The following is a 17,674-nucleotide window of genomic DNA, read 5'->3' as shown; positions in this document are numbered from 1 at the left end:
TTGTACTACTCTTACTATTATCCGCAATTTATCTCTCGATCATAATATTATTCTGAACTTCAATAGATTCTTCGTGAATCGCTTTGAATACTTTTTCAATAAACTCCTGAGACATTCCTGTTTCTTTTGCTTTTTGGGTAGCGTATTCTGTAATTACTTTCCAACGTTCAGGCTGGAAGATCGCGATGTCATTTTCTTTTTTAAGCTTACCGATCTTTTCAGAAATTTTCATCCTTTGAGAAAGAAGTTCAATTAACTGGAAATCAAGATCAGAGATTAAAGTTCTGTGTCTTCCCATTTCTCCTTCAAAACCGGCAAGATTAGAGCTTCTCACTTTCAGATTTCCGATAAGATCTGCAAGAACTTCAGGAGTGATCTGCTGGGAAGCATCGCTCCATGCTTCATCAGGATTACAGTGAGATTCAATGATTGCTCCCTGGTATCCTACGTTAAGTGCCTCCTGTGTAATATCCGCAAGACCTGTTCTGTTTCCGCAGATGTGAGAAGGATCGATTAACATTGGAATATTGGGAAACTGGCTCTTGAAATCAAGGGCAATCTGCCAGTTTGGATTGTTTCTGTATTTTGTTTTCTGGTAGGTTGAAAATCCTCTGTGAATAACTCCCAGGTTTTTAATGTCCTGTCCTAAAAGCCTTTCCAATGCTCCGATCCATAAAGCAAGATCCGGATTTACAGGGTTTTTCACAAATACCGGTTTATCAGTTCCTCTTAAAGCCATTGCAATTTCCTGTACCGTAAATGGATTCACTGTAGAACGCGCTCCGATCCAAAGAACATCTACGTCTGCTTCTAAAGCTGCAAATACGTGGTGTGCATTGGCTACCTCAGTTGCTGTTTTAAAACCGTATTCTTCTTTTACTTTTTTCAGCCAGTTCAAACCGATCACTCCTACTCCTTCGAAACCGTTGGGTTTGGTACGCGGTTTCCAGATTCCGGCACGGAAAACGGATACATTGGCATTGGATTCCTTAATTCTCCTGGCCGTTTCAAGCATTTGAGCTTCACTCTCCGCACTACATGGTCCTGCAATCATTAGTGGCTGTGTAAGCCCATCGATCCACTCATTTTTTAAATCATTTAAATTCATTATTCTAAATTTTATTGTTTTTTTATATTATTTATTCATTGACAGCAATAGCCCTTTGGATTATAAAATTTAATTTATAATTCTTTTCAAAAAATGCCGTTCAAAATTGTTTAAAGGAATCAGGAAAATAATAGGGCTCTACTTCTCCTGTATTTTTTGGAAAGAAATTCAGTTAACAGTACCAATAAAATCGGTAATACGTTCTGAAATTTCTATAATAAGAAGCAGAAAAACTAAAATAACCGCTAAAAAAGTAATTAGCGGGTGCAAAAAAAGACTGATATGTGTTAATCAATTTTTCCATTGTATTCTGGAAATGTCTTGTTTTAGCGTTTCTGTTTGTAATTTGTTTTTGTCAGAAACTTATTTCTGACAGAAATATTTGACAAATATATAAAAATTATGTCAAATCAAACTTCATTAAATCATCAAGATCTTTCAAAAGTGGATTTTTTTCTATAAACTTTTCAAATAATTTTCTCTTCGTTACCACCTCAATCTTCAGATTTTCAACGTCTCTGACGTATTCTACCTCAATAATATGATTCTGAATTTTTCTTTTAAAATGATTAAAAAATTCTCCACTTATTTTATCAAATTCTACTTTTGCAGAGTCCGACGGGAACAAAACTTTGATTTTATGCTCTTCGGCTTTTACCAGTTTAAAGGTTTTGACCGCATTAAATACAAAGTTATTTTTTACCTGAAGCTGTTTAAGCATAATTTTCCATTCCGTCTGCAGATCCGTGTCTGTAAAATGGTTTTGAGGAAGATTTTCAGTTCTCACCACAACATCTTCTGCTGTTTCCACTTTATCTTCTTTATTCAAAAAGGAATTGATGCTGAAACCTGAGGATATTCCCGGTCTTGACAAAGGCTTGGTTGTTTTGGTCACCGCAACTTCCTGAACTGTCTGAGAAACAACAGATAGCTGTTCTGTTTTAACTTCTATTTTCTCCGGAGTTTTTTCCGGCATTTTCACTTCCTGTTTCTCACTGAGAAACGGAGCCAGTATCAGGAATTTTTTTTTTTAGTATCGCCTAAATTAGCTGTCAGTGAAGCCAGCTGCATTAATGCAATTTCAACCGTAAGTCTAGGGTTTTTGGAATTCTTATAATTAATATCTGCATGGTTGCAGATTTCAATACCATCAATAAGCTGCTGGGCGGCCCATTTCTGTCCCTGCTCTACAAATCTGGCCTTGGTCTTCTCTCCTACTTCAATGAGTTCCATGGTGGAAGCATTTTGTGCCATCATCAGGTCTCTGAAATGATTTCCTAATCCGGCAATGAAAATATGAGGATCAAAACCTTTCTTTACAATCTCATTAAATGCGAAAAGCACTTCAGGAATTTTGTTTTCCCTGGCAAGATCCACAATGTTCAGATATTGATCGTAATCCAGAATATTGAGCACTTCGGCGGCTTTTGCCAGTGTAATATTTTTCTGGGAGAAAGTAGAAAGTCTGTCGAAGATAGAAAGTGCATCTCTTAATGCACCGTCTGCTTTCTGAGCAATCAGATACAGGGCATCATCTTCATACTGGATATTTTCTTTCTGGGCAATGTTTCTCAGATGGCTCTGTATGTCTTCGATGACGATTCTTTTGAAGTCATAAATCTGACAACGGGATAAAATTGTTGGAATAATTTTATGTTTCTCCGTGGTAGCCAAAATAAAAATAGCATGCGCAGGCGGCTCTTCCAGCGTTTTAAGGAATGCATTGAAAGCGGCAGAAGACAGCATATGAACCTCATCAATGATATATACTTTGTATTTACCCACCTGAGGTGCAAAGCGTACCTGATCTATAAGTTCTCTGATATCATCAACAGAGTTATTGGATGCAGCATCCAATTCATAGATATTGTAAGCAAAGCCATCTTCTGAAACCGAGCCATCTTTCTCATTGATCTTTCTTGCCAGAATTCTGGCACAAGTAGTTTTACCCACACCACGAGGACCGCAAAAAAGTAATGCCTGAGCTAATTGACTTTCTTCAATTGCATGTTCTAAAGTATCCGTAATATGGGATTGTCCTACAACCGTATCAAACTCCTGAGGACGATATTTTCTTGCAGATACTATAAAATTTTCCATTGGTCAAAAATAAGAAATATAGTTTTAATTTGAAAATTAAAAGTTTTCAAATATCAACAAAAACATATTTCTGTTCAAATCGGAAAACTTTTACCCTCTATTTCTTTTTGCTGTATGCAAAGTCAATCAACTCAACAATAGCGCCTTCAATCTCTTTTCGTCCTTCTTCAGTTTTCAGGTCAATACCGCAAAACTTATTGGCGTTGTACCCCGTATAAAGGTTAAGATAGTAAGCTCCGGAAACAATCAGAGCCATAATTGCTCTGTGTCTTGTTGCTACTCCTTCACCAAAGTAAGGATCTGAGATGTTTCCAAATAAAACTTCTCCAACTTCTTCACGTTGTTCAACTAATTTCTTAAGAATAGGCTTGCTTTCTGAAAGCTCCCAAAGGATAATCTTCTGAAGTTCTTTATTTTTCTTCAGGTTTTCGAACTGGTTCAAGACAACCATTTTAGTAAGCTCGTGTCCACCGTCCGAGAAATCCATATCAACATCCTGGTTGACCTGGCTCCAGTAATCCTGAGACTTGATATATTCATCGATCAGCTTATCAGTACTTCCAAAGTACTCATAGATCAATTTTTTATCAAATCCGGCTACGGCAGCTATTTTGCTTACTTTTAATCCGGAATATCCTTTTACTCTTAAAATTTTACCAACTGCAGCAAGCAGTTTCTGCTTTGTTTTTTCTTTGTCCCTAATGGGGCCCTGCACTACTTTTCTAGGCATAATTATTATTTTTTCGCAATATGCAATTTTTTATTAATATCATCAAACGCATTAAGCGTTTTATCGAGATGTTCTTTTTCGTGTCTTGCCGTCACACTCATCCTGATACGCGCATCTTTTCGGGGTACAGCCGGGTACAGAATTGGATTGGTATAGATTCCTTTTTCTATTAGTAGTTTTCCGGCTTCTCCTGTTACATAAGGATCTCCGATTTTTACAGGGATAATTGCAGAGCAGGTAACACCTGTATCCAACCCTAGGTCGTCAAGCCCTTTTTTGAAATAATTGATGTTATCCCAGAGTTTTTGTCTCCAGATGGGTTCTTCGTCAATTAAATCAATGGCTTTAACAATTCCTGCTGATGATGGTGGAGCTGTCGCTGAGAAAATCTGCTGACGGGAATGGAATCTGATGAATGCCGCTATTTTTTTATCTGCAATGACATATCCTCCCAGATTTCCAAATGTTTTGCTGAATGTACCTGTAATAAGGTCTACTTTATCCAATAACCCGGCCTGTTCCAAAGTACCTCTACCAGATTCTCCAAGGATACCGACACCATGTACGTCGTCTACCATCAGAAAGGCATTATACTTCTTCACAAGGTCATAGATCTCATTAATACGGGAGGTATCACCATCCTGGGAATACACTCCATCCACAATAACGAGTTTCGTACGGTACAGATTTTCAGATACCTTCAAAATGTGTTCCAAAGATTCCAAATTATTGTGCGGAAATGTTTTTTTGTTGGTAAAAGCACATCCTTCGTGCACACTGGCATGTACAGCCATATCTAAAATAGCAAGGTCTTCTTTCTGCATCAAGCATTGTAAAGAAGCACTATTAGCTGTATAACCCGTAGTAAACACTACAGCTTCATCTTCTGTTCTTTTAAAAAAACCTGAGATTTTTTTTTCTAATGCATTGTGGTAATCAAAATATCCTCCGATAAGAGGAGTAGCTCCTGTTCCTGTACCATATTTTTCGATTCCTTCAATGGCAGCCTGTTTTACTTTTGGGTGCTGCGTAAATCCTAAATAATCACTTGATACAAAACTAACAAATTCTCTGTTGTGATCTGCAATATTAACATTCAGTACTGCATTGGTTCCTGAAGTATTCTTCAGTCTGTAGTTCATGTGGCCATTAGACTTTACAAAGTCTAAATATTCATAAAAAATTTCAGCCCTTTGAGCCATATCATTGTCTGGTATATTCTCAAAGTCTTTAATGGTTGCTGTTGTGAAATTGATGCTCATCCTTAATCTTGTTTGTTGTGTGTGGTTTAAAAAAAAACAAATATATAACTATTTGAAGGGCTTAAGCTCCCATATTAAGATTAAATATTATTAAAGACACAATAATTTATTCTTATCCCCTGGAAACCAAACTTAATACCATATACCGGTTTCTTTTTAACATTTATGTGTATTGAATTAATTAGTTTTTTCTTACCTAAATTTAATAAAAAAACTAAACAATAAAGAAATATTAATAGATAAATAATAAAAAACGACCGTTATTTTTTACAACCATCTCATTTATAAAAGATTATTTTCTATAAATTTTAACATTATAATTCACTAAATTGTCTTTTACAGTAGGAATTCAGCAGGATTAAATCCCTACCCGGAGACGAAAAATGCCCCAAAACTCCTGTAACAGGAATTTTAAAGAATAAAAACAGTCAGTTTTAAACAGAATGGGAATCTCTGAATTTTCCGGGAGTAAAACCGGTCATTTTTTTAAAAAACTTTGAAAAATTGGAAGGGTCGTAAGTAAAAATACGGGCAATTTCTGCTACAGATTTATCCGTAACAATGAGCATCTTTTTGGCCTGTTCAATAATTTTTTCATCATAATAAAAACAGGGATGCTGTCCGGTTTCCTTTTTAATGGTATCAGTAAGATGTTTATGAGAGACAGCAAGTTCTCTGGCAATTTCATTCAGTTCCATAAATTCAGGTACAGTTCCGGAAATCACCTTCTGGATATGCTGATCTAAAAAGGTAAAATACTGACGGGTAATTTCTTCACTTCTTTTCATCATATGGGTCTTGCTAATCTGTATTCAAGTTATAAAATTAATCATAAGGAACAAAATAACATGGTGAACTTTTCGGATATTCCAGAATGAATGTTTAATAAAAACTATCCTTAAAGGCTTGTGTAGAATTTTTTACTTTTAACTTTTCCAGTATATTCTGACGGTGTCTGTTTACGGTATTGATGCTTATAGAAAGAAGATCTGCAATTTCTTTGCTTGCATGCCCTTCCCCTATAAATTTTAAAACTTCCAGTTCCCTTGGGCTTAAAATATTTCTATAATCAAGCTTATCTTTTACAACCACCTCTCCTTTTTCGGTATTCACAATCATAAAACTGGAAGCATTAGAAGGAGTCAGAGCCATATTATAAAGGCAAAGAGCCAGCCTCAACCGTCCGTTATCAGGAGAATAAACATAAAACATACGGTGTTTTACCCATCTGTAGTTCTCATTTTTATCCTTCATTCTTATTTTTGATACAACACTGTATGCTGCGCGCTGTTCCATCTGCATAGCATCAAGTAATTTAAAGAAACGGAGTTCATGGATGTACTTTTTCAGGCGGTCATCAGGATGTATTTTTTTCAGCATCTCTTCTTCCCAGATGGAGTTTATTTCTGCAGGATTTTCCTCCATCTTAAGTCCAAGTTCATATGCTGCTGCAGATTTATAAACAAAGCTTTTATTCTCCTGCATATCACTCAGCACACATATTGCACCTTCCATCTGGGAATATGCCAACGCCTGCTGTTTATAGACCCCGATGTCAAGACTGCATTTTTTCGAGGTATTGTCCAGTAATTGATCACTAAGCTGTTTACGGATTTCCATAATGGTTATTTATCAGTATTGACGCAAATAAGGTTTAATAATACTTTTGCTAAAATAATAATTTACGCTTAGAACTTATCCCAAAGAGAATGAAGAAAATGATTTTCGGCTTTTGCGCCTTATTCCTGATTCAAAAGTTTTCCGCCCAGAGTCTGGAAAAAATGACCTGGTTTAATGAACCTGAAAAATGGGAAATCAAAAACAACAGTCTTTCCATGTTTGTAACCCCACAAAGTGATTACTGGAGGGTTTCACATTATGGATTCACGGTAGATGACGCTCCTTTCTATTATGCTACCTATGGTGGTGAATTTGAAGCAAAAGTAAAAATAACAGGCAGTTATAAAGCAAGATTTGACCAGATGGGCCTTATGCTGAGAACAGATCAGGAACATTATATCAAAGCCGGAGTAGAATTTGTAGACGGCAAATACAATCTCAGCACTGTAGTAACCCACAACAAAAGTGACTGGAGTGTCATTACATTGGAAAAAACACCTCCTGCCCTATGGATAAAAGCAGTGAGAAGGCTGGATGCTGTGGAAATATTTTATTCTTTTGATGATAAAAATTATATCATGATGCGGAATGCTCCTCTTCAGGACAACACTCCTGTAGTGGTTGGCTTAATGGCAGCCTGTCCTGACGGAGAAGGATTCAATGCTGTTTTTGAAAACTTTAAAGTAAAACATCTGCCTGATCAGCGCAGGCTGAAGTGGCTTGAAACTCATCAATAACGATTGAATTACACTTCAATATACAGTCAATTTTATTCACCTCCCATCATTTCCGGGAGGTTTTTTGTTTAGAAAAGGTTATCTGCGAGAAAAAAACAAAATAATTACCATAAAAAAGCCGATACTTTCTATATTTTATCTTCAATATTGGAAACTCAATAGGGCCAGGCTATAATCCAGAGCGTAGACGAAGGAAGCCCGGTTTAAAATAAAAACGTTTTTCATCCGGCTTCAGCCGAAACTTAAATAACAGAAGACTATACCTACCATTTATTCAACTATGTGTATTCTGAGTGCTGGTAATAAAAAGAGACTGTTTACTTTAAGTACAGTCTCTTTTGTTTTCTTGAGATAAAAACCGTTTGTGTTCTTAGAATCATTATTTTGGCAATAAATCTTCTTTAATAGTTATGAGAATATTTTGCAAAAATATGAATATCCATAGGCATCGGCAAAGTTATCATGTAGAATAAACCTGTATTTTTTGTCAAACTATTACTACAAAAAAGACAAAAAACAAAATATTCAGCCATTAATAAAAAAATATTAAAAATTTCCAAACATAAGATTATTTACCATTTATAAAATTCTAAAAATAAATACAAATCCAGCATAATACTGAGATCTACAGGCGAGAATTTGAAACAAATCTCACATTAATTTATCACTTATTATTGAAATACGATAATATTTATAAAAAACCGGAATGACGTATTGTCTGCAAAACATGATAAAACTTAGAGAAAACAAAATATGCAATACTGATTTATCGCCATAATTTCACTATTTTTACACGATCAAAAAATATAAAACACAAAAGACCAGAAAACTTCAATGATAAAAATTTATTCTCAATCGTTCCTGCCTTTTAAAAAAACTTTGACTTGTACAAATACCATTATTAACCGTCTATTGCATTAGCAGCAGATATAGATAAGTTTTGCACATATATGAGAGTTTGGGCATTTATTTTTGCTTGCATCTATCTAAACATTTCCGGGCAGCACTATACCTCTATGTGGTACAATATAGACAATGGGCTTCCACAAAGCAGTGCAAAAGCCATTGTCAAAGACAAATATGGCTTTATCTGGATTTCTACCGAAAACGGGCTGGTAAGGTATGACGGCAGTTCTTTTATTACCTTCAGTAATTTCAGGGTAAATAATCTGCATTTTGGTGAATTTATAGGAGATCCCTGTCTTGACAGTATAACGGTTCTTAATAATTTTCAGGAAAATAAAATCATTATTAAAAACAGGTTCCCAAAAATTGCAAGACTCACTGCCGGTGATAAAATGACCTATTGCAATGGTACCGATATCCTGCACCGTATTGCCAATAATATCATTACATCAGATTTCTATAATGATGTTCAGTATTTTATTCAGCTTAAGAATTCTGTTTATCATTTTACCGAAAAGAATGCCATCATTTATAAGGAAGGAAAAAAGGAAATAAAAATTACACTGCCTTTTACCAATAAAGACCTGAATTACATTTTTGTACTGAATAACCATCTTTTCATCAATGATCTGAAAAAAAGAAAAACCTACTCTATCTACAAGGGACATCTTTCTGTTTCTGATCAACCAACACTTTTCAACCACCCTGATACCAAAATATACTGGCAGCAGATTACCAATCAGACTTTTATTATTAACCACGACAATATTTATCTTTTAGAAGGTAATGAAAAGGATCTCCGTTTAAAATTTCTTGTCAATTTTGAAGAAATCGGAAATCATTCCTACTGCTCGATGTTCTATGATAAAGCGTTCAACAAATTATACCTGGGAACGCTTAATAACGGACTGAATGTTCTTCAGCTTTCCAATTTCTATGTATCAAGAAAAGAAGCTGATTTTTCCAGCAATGTATATTTTGCATCTCTTCCTTTCAGCCAAAGTACGATCATTGCTGAGGACGGAACAGAATTCGGCAGAAACGGAATTGTAAACACCCACCTTTTCGGAAACAATGACAATTATCTGATGATGTATGACAATTCCGGAAATATTCTGATCAAAAAGAGAAATCATATCGTAAGGTTTTATAAAAACTCGGGCTATAAAAAGAAGGATTCCACTTTTGTTAAAAAGGGGCTTGAAACATTTATGAAAAGCGGAACTCTTTACGGCACTACTTTCACAGATCTTTCAGGCACTCAGCTTCATTTATACAAAAAGGATATATTCAGCCAGCCGGATTACACCTATACTTTTAAGAGTTTTGTCAATATTTTTCATCAATACAATGAGAATGAAATTCTGACCGGAAACAGCGACGGCCTTTATTCCATAGCACTGCGAAGCAATACCGTAACACCTTTGATCAAAAATATTCATGTCAAAAGCATTATCAGGACAAAAGATAATCTGATATGGATTACGACGGAGAAAAGCGGCTTTTATCTATTCAGGAATCATAAGCTTATCAAGATGCCGAATGACATCAATGATTATCTTCAGTCAGCTCATTATATTCTTGAAGACAAAAAGGGATATTACTGGATTTCTTCAAACAACGGGATGTTTAAAGTTTCCAAAAAACAATTGCTGCGCTATGCAGACCATAAAAACACTCCGGTTTTCTATTATCGTTTCACCAAAAAAGATGGTTTTCTGACCAATGAATTTAATGGAAGTTCAGAACCCAACGCCTATGCTCTTGAGAATGGGAATTTTGTATTCCCTTCAATGGATGGTTTTGTATTTTTCAATCCGGAAAATATTCAGACGTATTACCCGGGAAGAAATAACATTTATATTGAACGGGTAAAAATCGGTAATTCTGAGCCTCAGTATTTCCATCAGATCCTTGATTTGAAAAATGATTACAAAACTGCGGATGTCTTTATTGATATTCCTTATTTTTCCAATCCTGAAAACCTTTATATTGAAGCTAAAATATCCGGAAAAGAAAATACAGGATGGGAAAAGATTGCCACAGGAAAAGAATTAAAATACACCATCAGCAATCTCTCTCCGGGAGATTACACCCTGAGGGTAAGGGTATTGATATCTGCTGATGGGAAATATGAAGAAAAAACAGTACGTTTCAAAATTCAGCCTCTTTTTTATCAGACATTGCTGTTCAGAGTGTCCGCGTCCATCATTATTCTTATTATCATCATCATTATCGTTCAGTTAACCACCAATTTTCTAAGGATAAAAAATAAAGCTTTAAAACAGATTGTCCATAATAAAAACTCTGAACTGAAGGAAACCTCTCTTCATCTGGAGGTTGTAAAAAATAACCTTCAGAAAGAAACGGAATACCAGAAAAAACTGGTGGAAACCATCAGCCACGACATTACCACTCCTATCAGATTTATAGCCATGCTTTCCCAGAAACTTCATGAGTCTGATGATGTGGAACTTCAGAAAAAGTACTTTGACAGTATCTATAAATCATCAGAACAGCTTTATCAGTTTACGCTGAATCTGAAAGAGTATACCGAACTTTATAAGGCAGAAAATATTTTCGAAGAAAAGGAATATCCCATCAACAGAATCCTGGAAACCAAGAACAAGCTGTTCTGTGAAATTGCTAAAGAAAAAGGAACGACGATTACCAATCTTACTGAGGGTGTCACATATTCCAGGGTAAATGAAAGTATTTTAACAGCCATTATTCATAACCTCCTTGATAATGCTGTGAAGAATACCTCTCAGGGAAATATCACCCTTATAATTACCGAAAATCCACAAAAATCCACAATAATAATCAGTGACACAGGAACGGGAATGTCTGAAGAACAGATTGCGGTTTATATGAACCTTTTCAGAAATCCTAAACTGGAAACTCCCAGTTTTAAAGGAAAAGGGCTGGGCCTGCATATGGTTATCCATCTCGTAAAAAAGATCAACGCAGAAATGAATTTCAGGCAAAACCATCCTAAGGGAACTGTTGTGGAAGTAACACTCAAAAAAACTAATCTTTATGAATGAAAAAATTTTAATTGCTGATGATCATTATGTAGTAAGGGCAGGAACCTGTCTGGTTCTTGAAACGGCTTATCCGGGTCTGAATATAGATTTTGCTGAAAATTATGACCAGGTGAAAGAAAAGCTGGGAGATCAAAGGTATGATCTTCTTATTTTAGATATTGATATGCCGGGAACCCAGTATAAAAAGATGATTCCGGAGCTTAAAGATATTCAGAATGACCTGAAGATTCTCATTTTCTCAGGATATGACAAGGATGTTGCGATCCAGTATATCAGGGAAGGAGCTGAAGGCTATCTGAATAAACAAAGCAGTGAAGAGGAAATTAAGAATGCTGTGAAAACTGTCATTGAAAAGGGATATTTCTACCCTGCGGAGCTGATTGGTCTAATTATTCAGAACAAAAGGAACAATCCTGTCGAAAAGTTATCATCAAGGGAATATGAAATTTTTAAACTTCTGGCAGATGGCAACGGCAATCTGGAAATTGCCAACAGGCTTAATATTCAGATGTCTACGGTAAGTACTTATAAAAAAAGGATCTTTCAAAAGCTTAATGTCGGAAATATTGCAGAGCTGATTAAAGTCTATGAAATGATGCATTAAGAAAACGGGGCCGGGATTTAAAGTATTCCTGCCCCGAAAAAACACAAATCTCATGAGATTTTAATAGCTAACCCATTGATTTTGTATGCGTTATTTTTTATCATTGTATTTTTAGAATCATCTGTCGGCGTATTAATACAGTCTCTGTACAGAGAGAAATAACTCCCTTGTATTATCAGAAGTATTGGAATCTGTGGTTGTAGCATCGCTGCTTCCTGTTGTAGATTTATTATCTACACGGAATGCATAATACACTCTGTACCATCTAGGCTCCGGTTCCTGTACTGTAATATCAAATGTTACCGTCTCATTATGGGTCTGGGTAAGATAAACACCATCATCAAACTGTCTGTAAGCTCCCGGTGATAATTTAATATTTCCATTATCAGAATCACCGGTATGGGTAGACATTTCCGAAACCCAGATTTTCACATCTGAAGTTCCCACATTGTAAAGTCGCGGATTAAAAGTAGTAGCCGCTCCCGTACCTGCTGAACTGCTGTTAAATTGTGCATCAAGTCTCAGGAAACCTCCCAAAACCGGAAGATCAGTAAGATAGGTACTGGCTAATGTACTTGCTCCTGAAGTACCTGCGGGCATGCTCCCGTGATAATAGATTAAATCTCCAATGGGAATATCATTATCTTGTCCTCCAAAAGCAAATTTCCAGGTAGTTCCGTTGAACATATAATAGCCGGCTTTGTCTACTTTTGCTGTTTTTACAGAAGGAACAGTTACCGCCTGGGTTACATAGACCAAAGCTCCGGTCTGAGCTGCCAGATAAACATTATCTTTAGCTCTTAACTGGTCTCCTGTCATTCGGGGAGCCATCACTCCATCAGCCGCAGTAGCCACATCGGGCTTTCCTTCTACATGTAATGTTACTTTAGGGGAATCTGTATTGATCCCAACCTGGGAAAATGCAGCTATTGAAAAACACATCATAATGCTGGCAAGAGGTAATTTTATTTTTTTCATTTTAGTATATTTGTTTAAAAATTATTTGATTTATTTAAAAATTGAATAAATCGTTTAGGGTTAATTGATAGATCATCAATCAGCCTTTGTTGAGCTAGCTGGTGCAAAGTTATCCGGACTGATAAATCAAATCCATCAATAATCAATGAAAAACAGGAAACAGCTCACAAAACACAAATCACTAATAACCAGAAAGTTAAACCAGTCATTTTCTGAAATCTGACTGTTACGAGAAAATATTGGAATGATTTAAAATTACCTTCTGCCACAAATGACTACCGAAAAAGACATAAAAATTGAACAGTACAAAAGACAACTGGTGTATTATTATAATATTCTGATGTCTGTTATTCTTGCCCTATTTGGTTTAATATTTACTTTTATTATTCCCGATAAAATAATGGCCTGGTATCTTTTCGGAGGACTTTTTTTAATGGTTTATACGTATCTGATTGTGCGCAAAACCTACTCGGTGAATGTCATGGTGCATTCCTACATCATTATTGCAACGCTTTATAATTTTTACATTATGCTGGCTTTCTGGAACAATTCTATAGCGAGTTTTGTCTGGCTTATTCCGATTCCGCTGGCAGCCTATGTTTTCTTTCAAAGAAAGTATGTTTTTATTTACAGCATGTATGTTTTGCTGAATATTATAGCGGGATACCTTATTTCTAAGTATTTCAGCTTTAAATTCCCAATACACCAACCAGAAGATGTGAGAATTACCGATACCATCCTTATGATTTCCAATGTAGCCGTAATATCACTCCTGCTCTATTTTAAGGATAAAATAAAACGGGTTGAAATTTACCATGAAATTGAGGAGAAAACCCAGAGAACAGTAATACAGCAGGTTCCTACAGCAGACAAAGCTCCTTTTGCGGATGAACTGTTTGACAAAATTGAATCTGTGATGAGAGAAAAACACCTGTATAAAGATGTAAACTTTAATATATCAAAGCTTTCCACAGAAATGGAAATTAACAGTAGCTATATCTCAAAATCAATTCGTGCAAAAGGATATCCCAACTTCAATAATTACCTTAATATGCATAGGATTGAATGCGTAAAAAAGCTGCTTAATGAAAATGACCTTGAAAAGGTAACTCTCATGTATATCTATACTGAGGCTGGATTTTCCAACCAGTCTACCTTCAACAGGGTTTTCAAGCAGATGGAAAATATTACCCCTTCCGAGTATATCAGCAGCCTGCAGTTTCATTGATTTGTTTCGCCAATCAATATCATTGAGATAATAATTTTTAAGTTCGGAAAATAATCAGGAAATTTACAAGACAAATTTTCTGTAGAACCACTGCATTGTAATTGCAAAAAAAATCATGAATTCATCTGAAAAAGCCATTCAGGGAAGCTTACGTTTCCGATATATAAAACTTTGTATTTTTTTTTCAGGACTTTCGGTTTTTGCACAGCTTTATCTTTTCCAGCCGATGCTGCCTATGGCTGCGGAACAGTTTGGGGTGTCCGTAGGTGATACTTCCCTGCTGGTTTCATCATCCACAATAGGCATGGCATTGGGATTACTGTTTTTTGCTTTTAAAGCAGACAGCTATTCCAGAAAAAGTCTTATGGTTTTTTCGCTGATTTCATCTGCTATTCTGACTATTATTTCTACCTGGATTCCAAATTTAAGTCTACTGATTGCTATCGGAGTATTGAAAGGTTTTGTTGTTTCCGGGGTTTCTGCAGTTGCCCTGGCCTATCTTACAGAAGAAGTGGACGCTCTGGCAGTACCAGCAGCCATCAGTATGTATCTCAGCGGTAATACCATTGGAGGAATGAGCGGAAGAATAATGGCTACTTTGTTTGCAGGGGAATTCGGATGGCGTAATGCCGTTCTGCTGATTGGTATAGAAAGTTTCATCCTCGGCGTTGTATTCTGGAAACTGTTTCCGGAATCAAAGTTCTTCAATCCACAGAAAACGGATTATCATCTAAAGGTAAAACAGATGAAATTCTTCCTTACCAACCCTTATATGCTTCGGTTATATTGTACTGCCGCACTGCTGATGGGAGTTTTCGTGAGTGTTTATAATTACCTGACATTCAGGTTGGAAGCAAAACCTTTTTCGTTAAGCCATTTTATTATAGCCTTTATCTTTCTGATGTATATTTTTGGAGTCTTCGGAACGATGATCGCAGGCCGTCTTTCCAGAAGGTTTCCGATGAATAGCATTCTGAAAGCTTCTATCCTGTGCATGCTTACCGGAGCTGCTCTTCTATTATCTGAAAATATTTATATTCTTATTTTCGGGCTCGGGCTTTTCACTCTTTCATTCTTCGCTGCTCATACTATGGCCAGCCAGATGACTGCATTGTATGCAAGGCGGGGAAAATCTTCAGCCACTTCTATTTACTGGCTTTTTTATTATTTTGGTTCAAGTATTCTGGGAAGCGGTACCGGTTATCTGCTTCATGCCTTTTCATGGGATGTTTTCATAACAGTTCTAATGATAAGTGTTATAACAGCTCTTCTTCTTACCACTTTTAATACCAATCCAAAAGCGGGAATAAAAAACTAATACCACATAGATACCACATCCGGTATTTCATGATTATGTGACAATTCGCGTATAGTGTACTATTTTAACGTATTATTAATTTTTTATATCAAAAATTTAACCTAATCTCATTCAAAACAAGATTTAACAATGCAATGTCGGGCATACTATTTGCTATTTTACTAAAGACCATATCACCATTTAAAATCAAAATATTATGAACGTAGCAGATCTAAAAATCAAGAACTTGGTTGAGTATAAAAATCAGATTTATACCATTACTGAGATCTTTCAAAATGTCGAACAGGCTTATTTTGTTAAAATTGAAAATGATATTCAAAGTATTTCGGTCCCGGCAGCATCCATTAAACCGATTAAAATAACGGAAGAATGGCTTGAAAAGCTCGGCTTTTCACGAACGGACAGTTCAGATCAGAGTATACGGTATGAAAGACCGGAAGCTTTTATAAAATATGATATAGACTTGAGTTCCAGAAAAATAATGGAAGGGCTTAAAATATATGGAAATGCTATAAAATGTAAGTATATCCATGAGTTTCAGAATATTTTCTCAAGTTTATTCGGAAAAGATACAGCTTTGCATTATGGTTATTTGAAAACAGAATCGTAGTTAAATAGTTCTTAGTTGTAGAAGACCACAATTTATCGTATAAATTGTGGTCTTCTTATGTATAATTGTTTCATCTTGCTTCCGTAATTTAATATTTGCGTAAATTTGTGCCTATACCTATAAACTCTAATGATGGATACAGATACAATAGTTTTACAACTTATAGAACACTTTAGAGAGATCGTTTTTTTAGAAGATAAAGATATTGACTGTATTAGTTCCAAATTAGAAATTATACAACTTAAAAAGAAAGATTATCTGCTTCGCGAAGGACAGGTTTCCAGACATATGCGTTTCATTGCACAGGGAAGCCTCTATGCGTACCATATTGATGAAAAGGGAAAAGAAAATACCACCCAGCTGGGTATTGAAAACTGGTGGGTGAATGATCTTTACAGCTATCTTAGCGAACTGCCTTCAAGAATGTTTATTCAGGCTAATGAAGATACCTCCATCATACAGATCAGTAAGAATAATCTGGAATTATTGTACAAAGAAGTTCCGGCTGTCTCAGAATTCTGGCGTCTGAAAATGCAGTCTGCCTATGTTACGTTACAGGAAAGAACCTTTGAACATTCCCGTGTTGATGCTTATACCAAATACCACACATTTGTCACTGCTTACCGTAATATCGAACAGCGTTTTCCTCAATACATGATCGCTTCCTACCTCGGAATCACCGTAGAATATCTGAGCTATCTGAGAAAAAAACACCTGTCTGACGTTTCTTAAGATTTCTTAAGTTTATTCCCCTCCAGCCCGAATAATTTTGCTCACAGAAATTTAATGAGTGAAATATGAAGGCAAAAATTATCGCTGTAACAGTTCTTGCATCAGCTTCCCTGAACCTGAATGCACAGAAACTTTCCTATACCCCGGATCTTGTTTTAGGGCATCGCTCCTATACTTATATGCACAATATCAATTATCAGCTGAATGAACGGTTGAAATTGAACAATCTTACCCTATTTGATACAGAATACACCAAAGATAAAGAAAACATATTCTTCATCAGAAATACCCTCTCGTATAATCTTACCAAAAGACTGAGTGCCAATGCAGCATTTGGAATGAAAAATCCGGGCGCATTTTTCAGTGCCTATCTGCAATATAAAATCATTCAGTCCTCCTATTCACTTTCCTACTCTATAGGAACTACGTATCAGAAAGGATTTTCTCTGGAACAGTCTGTATCATTTGAATACATCCCTTATCTGACAGAAAATATAAAGGGATATTTCAGTGTACTTGCTATTGGAAACCTCGATGACAGCGGATATCCCAGAGGGCTGCAGTTTATCAGACTGGGCCTGAAACAGGATAAAATGATGTACGGGCTGGCTTCCAATTTCGACCAGTTTAATAATGGAAAAAAGACCCTGGAAAATATCGGGGCATTTGTAAAATATAACTTTTAAATAATGAT

16 protein-coding genes are annotated in these 17,674 nt (G+C 35.8%); 8 read left to right on the top strand and 8 right to left on the bottom strand.

The window, feature by feature from the left end:
• Window positions 1-28: 28 nt before the first annotated feature.
• From V0410_RS02160 to V0410_RS02130, 7 genes are all read right to left on the bottom strand, one after another.
• A complete protein-coding gene (locus V0410_RS02160) occupies window positions 29-1,108 on the bottom strand; it encodes a chorismate mutase (protein ID WP_047431451.1) in 1,080 nt (359 codons plus the stop codon).
• Between the two features lie 400 nt (window positions 1,109-1,508).
• Entirely contained in the window at window positions 1,509-2,084 is a 576-nt protein-coding gene (locus tag V0410_RS02155) for a hypothetical protein (protein ID WP_330746137.1), read from the bottom strand.
• A 38-nt stretch (window positions 2,085-2,122) separates the two neighbouring features.
• A complete protein-coding gene (dnaX, locus tag V0410_RS02150) occupies window positions 2,123-3,208 on the bottom strand; it encodes a DNA polymerase III subunit gamma/tau (protein ID WP_202842770.1) in 1,086 nt (361 codons plus the stop codon).
• A gap of 97 nt (window positions 3,209-3,305) precedes the next feature.
• Window positions 3,306-3,938: a TetR/AcrR family transcriptional regulator gene (locus V0410_RS02145; RefSeq protein WP_047375406.1), complete on the bottom strand. Its 633-nt coding sequence runs from the start codon at window positions 3,936-3,938 to the stop codon at window positions 3,306-3,308.
• A 5-nt stretch (window positions 3,939-3,943) separates the two neighbouring features.
• The gene (locus tag V0410_RS02140; protein WP_110011634.1) at window positions 3,944-5,200 is read right to left on the bottom strand and encodes an aminotransferase class I/II-fold pyridoxal phosphate-dependent enzyme; all 1,257 of its coding nucleotides are present in this window, start codon (window positions 5,198-5,200) and stop codon (window positions 3,944-3,946) included.
• Between the two features lie 434 nt (window positions 5,201-5,634).
• Window positions 5,635-5,991: a helix-turn-helix domain-containing protein gene (locus tag V0410_RS02135; RefSeq protein WP_330746136.1), complete on the bottom strand. Its 357-nt coding sequence runs from the start codon at window positions 5,989-5,991 to the stop codon at window positions 5,635-5,637.
• 91 nt (window positions 5,992-6,082) lie between these two features.
• A complete protein-coding gene (locus tag V0410_RS02130) occupies window positions 6,083-6,820 on the bottom strand; it encodes a response regulator transcription factor (protein ID WP_330746135.1) in 738 nt (245 codons plus the stop codon).
• Window positions 6,821-6,909: 89 nt separating this feature from the next.
• Between V0410_RS02130 and V0410_RS02125 the strand changes: the two genes are divergently transcribed.
• From V0410_RS02125 to V0410_RS02115, 3 genes are all read left to right on the top strand, one after another.
• Window positions 6,910-7,557 carry a DUF1349 domain-containing protein gene (locus V0410_RS02125; protein ID WP_330746134.1) on the top strand — a complete coding sequence of 216 codons (648 nt, stop codon included), beginning with the start codon at window positions 6,910-6,912 and terminating at the stop codon, window positions 7,555-7,557.
• Window positions 7,558-8,507: 950 nt separating this feature from the next.
• Window positions 8,508-11,510 carry a sensor histidine kinase gene (locus tag V0410_RS02120; RefSeq protein WP_330746133.1) on the top strand — a complete coding sequence of 1,001 codons (3,003 nt, stop codon included), beginning with the start codon at window positions 8,508-8,510 and terminating at the stop codon, window positions 11,508-11,510.
• Window positions 11,503-12,114, top strand: coding sequence for a response regulator (locus V0410_RS02115; RefSeq protein ID WP_227941448.1), 612 nt, complete (start codon window positions 11,503-11,505; stop codon window positions 12,112-12,114). Before V0410_RS02120 ends, V0410_RS02115 begins: the two co-directional genes overlap by 8 nt.
• A 132-nt stretch (window positions 12,115-12,246) precedes the next feature.
• Here V0410_RS02115 and V0410_RS02110 read toward each other — a convergent pair whose 3' ends face one another.
• Entirely contained in the window at window positions 12,247-13,092 is an 846-nt protein-coding gene (locus V0410_RS02110) for a hypothetical protein (protein ID WP_330746132.1), read from the bottom strand.
• Between the two features lie 271 nt (window positions 13,093-13,363).
• Here V0410_RS02110 and V0410_RS02105 point away from each other — a divergent pair, with 271 nt between their 5' ends.
• The 5 genes from V0410_RS02105 to V0410_RS02085 all read left to right on the top strand — a co-directional run bounded on the left by V0410_RS02105 (window position 13,364) and on the right by V0410_RS02085 (window position 17,666).
• Window positions 13,364-14,320 carry a helix-turn-helix domain-containing protein gene (locus V0410_RS02105; protein WP_330746131.1) on the top strand — a complete coding sequence of 319 codons (957 nt, stop codon included), beginning with the start codon at window positions 13,364-13,366 and terminating at the stop codon, window positions 14,318-14,320.
• A 115-nt stretch (window positions 14,321-14,435) separates the two neighbouring features.
• Complete coding sequence (locus V0410_RS02100) at window positions 14,436-15,638, top strand: MFS transporter (protein WP_330746130.1); 1,203 nt, start codon at window positions 14,436-14,438, stop codon at window positions 15,636-15,638.
• Window positions 15,639-15,834: 196 nt separating this feature from the next.
• Complete coding sequence (locus V0410_RS02095; RefSeq protein ID WP_330746129.1) at window positions 15,835-16,248, top strand: hypothetical protein; 414 nt, start codon at window positions 15,835-15,837, stop codon at window positions 16,246-16,248.
• Between the two features lie 132 nt (window positions 16,249-16,380).
• Complete coding sequence (locus tag V0410_RS02090; protein ID WP_442879196.1) at window positions 16,381-16,980, top strand: Crp/Fnr family transcriptional regulator; 600 nt, start codon at window positions 16,381-16,383, stop codon at window positions 16,978-16,980.
• A gap of 65 nt (window positions 16,981-17,045) precedes the next feature.
• Entirely contained in the window at window positions 17,046-17,666 is a 621-nt protein-coding gene (locus V0410_RS02085; RefSeq protein WP_330746127.1) for a hypothetical protein, read from the top strand.
• Window positions 17,667-17,674 lie beyond the last annotated feature (8 nt).

It is taken from the genome of Chryseobacterium sp. CP-77, from assembly GCF_036362765.1.
GTDB lineage: Bacteria > Bacteroidota > Bacteroidia > Flavobacteriales > Weeksellaceae > Chryseobacterium > Chryseobacterium cupriresistens.
The sequence above is the reverse complement of the archived record's forward strand: the minus strand, read 5'-3'. Positions and strand labels throughout refer to the sequence as shown.

What these genes read in the sequence shown, in the direction of transcription:
- V0410_RS02160 (WP_047431451.1), bottom strand. Translation starts at nt 1,108, where the DNA reads ATGAATTTAAATGATTTAAAAAATGAGTGGATCGATGGGCTTACACAG.
- V0410_RS02155 (WP_330746137.1), bottom strand. Translation starts at nt 2,084, where the DNA reads ATGCCGGAAAAAACTCCGGAGAAAATAGAAGTTAAAACAGAACAGCTA.
- dnaX (WP_202842770.1), bottom strand. Translation starts at nt 3,208, where the DNA reads ATGGAAAATTTTATAGTATCTGCAAGAAAATATCGTCCTCAGGAGTTT.
- V0410_RS02145 (WP_047375406.1), bottom strand. Translation starts at nt 3,938, where the DNA reads ATGCCTAGAAAAGTAGTGCAGGGCCCCATTAGGGACAAAGAAAAAACA.
- V0410_RS02140 (WP_110011634.1), bottom strand. Translation starts at nt 5,200, where the DNA reads ATGAGCATCAATTTCACAACAGCAACCATTAAAGACTTTGAGAATATA.
- V0410_RS02135 (WP_330746136.1), bottom strand. Translation starts at nt 5,991, where the DNA reads ATGATGAAAAGAAGTGAAGAAATTACCCGTCAGTATTTTACCTTTTTA.
- V0410_RS02130 (WP_330746135.1), bottom strand. Translation starts at nt 6,820, where the DNA reads ATGGAAATCCGTAAACAGCTTAGTGATCAATTACTGGACAATACCTCG.
- V0410_RS02125 (WP_330746134.1), top strand. Translation starts at nt 6,910, where the DNA reads ATGAAGAAAATGATTTTCGGCTTTTGCGCCTTATTCCTGATTCAAAAG.
- V0410_RS02120 (WP_330746133.1), top strand. Translation starts at nt 8,508, where the DNA reads ATGAGAGTTTGGGCATTTATTTTTGCTTGCATCTATCTAAACATTTCC.
- V0410_RS02115 (WP_227941448.1), top strand. Translation starts at nt 11,503, where the DNA reads ATGAATGAAAAAATTTTAATTGCTGATGATCATTATGTAGTAAGGGCA.
- V0410_RS02110 (WP_330746132.1), bottom strand. Translation starts at nt 13,092, where the DNA reads ATGAAAAAAATAAAATTACCTCTTGCCAGCATTATGATGTGTTTTTCA.
- V0410_RS02105 (WP_330746131.1), top strand. Translation starts at nt 13,364, where the DNA reads ATGACTACCGAAAAAGACATAAAAATTGAACAGTACAAAAGACAACTG.
- V0410_RS02100 (WP_330746130.1), top strand. Translation starts at nt 14,436, where the DNA reads ATGAATTCATCTGAAAAAGCCATTCAGGGAAGCTTACGTTTCCGATAT.
- V0410_RS02095 (WP_330746129.1), top strand. Translation starts at nt 15,835, where the DNA reads ATGAACGTAGCAGATCTAAAAATCAAGAACTTGGTTGAGTATAAAAAT.
- V0410_RS02090 (WP_442879196.1), top strand. Translation starts at nt 16,381, where the DNA reads ATGGATACAGATACAATAGTTTTACAACTTATAGAACACTTTAGAGAG.
- V0410_RS02085 (WP_330746127.1), top strand. Translation starts at nt 17,046, where the DNA reads ATGAAGGCAAAAATTATCGCTGTAACAGTTCTTGCATCAGCTTCCCTG.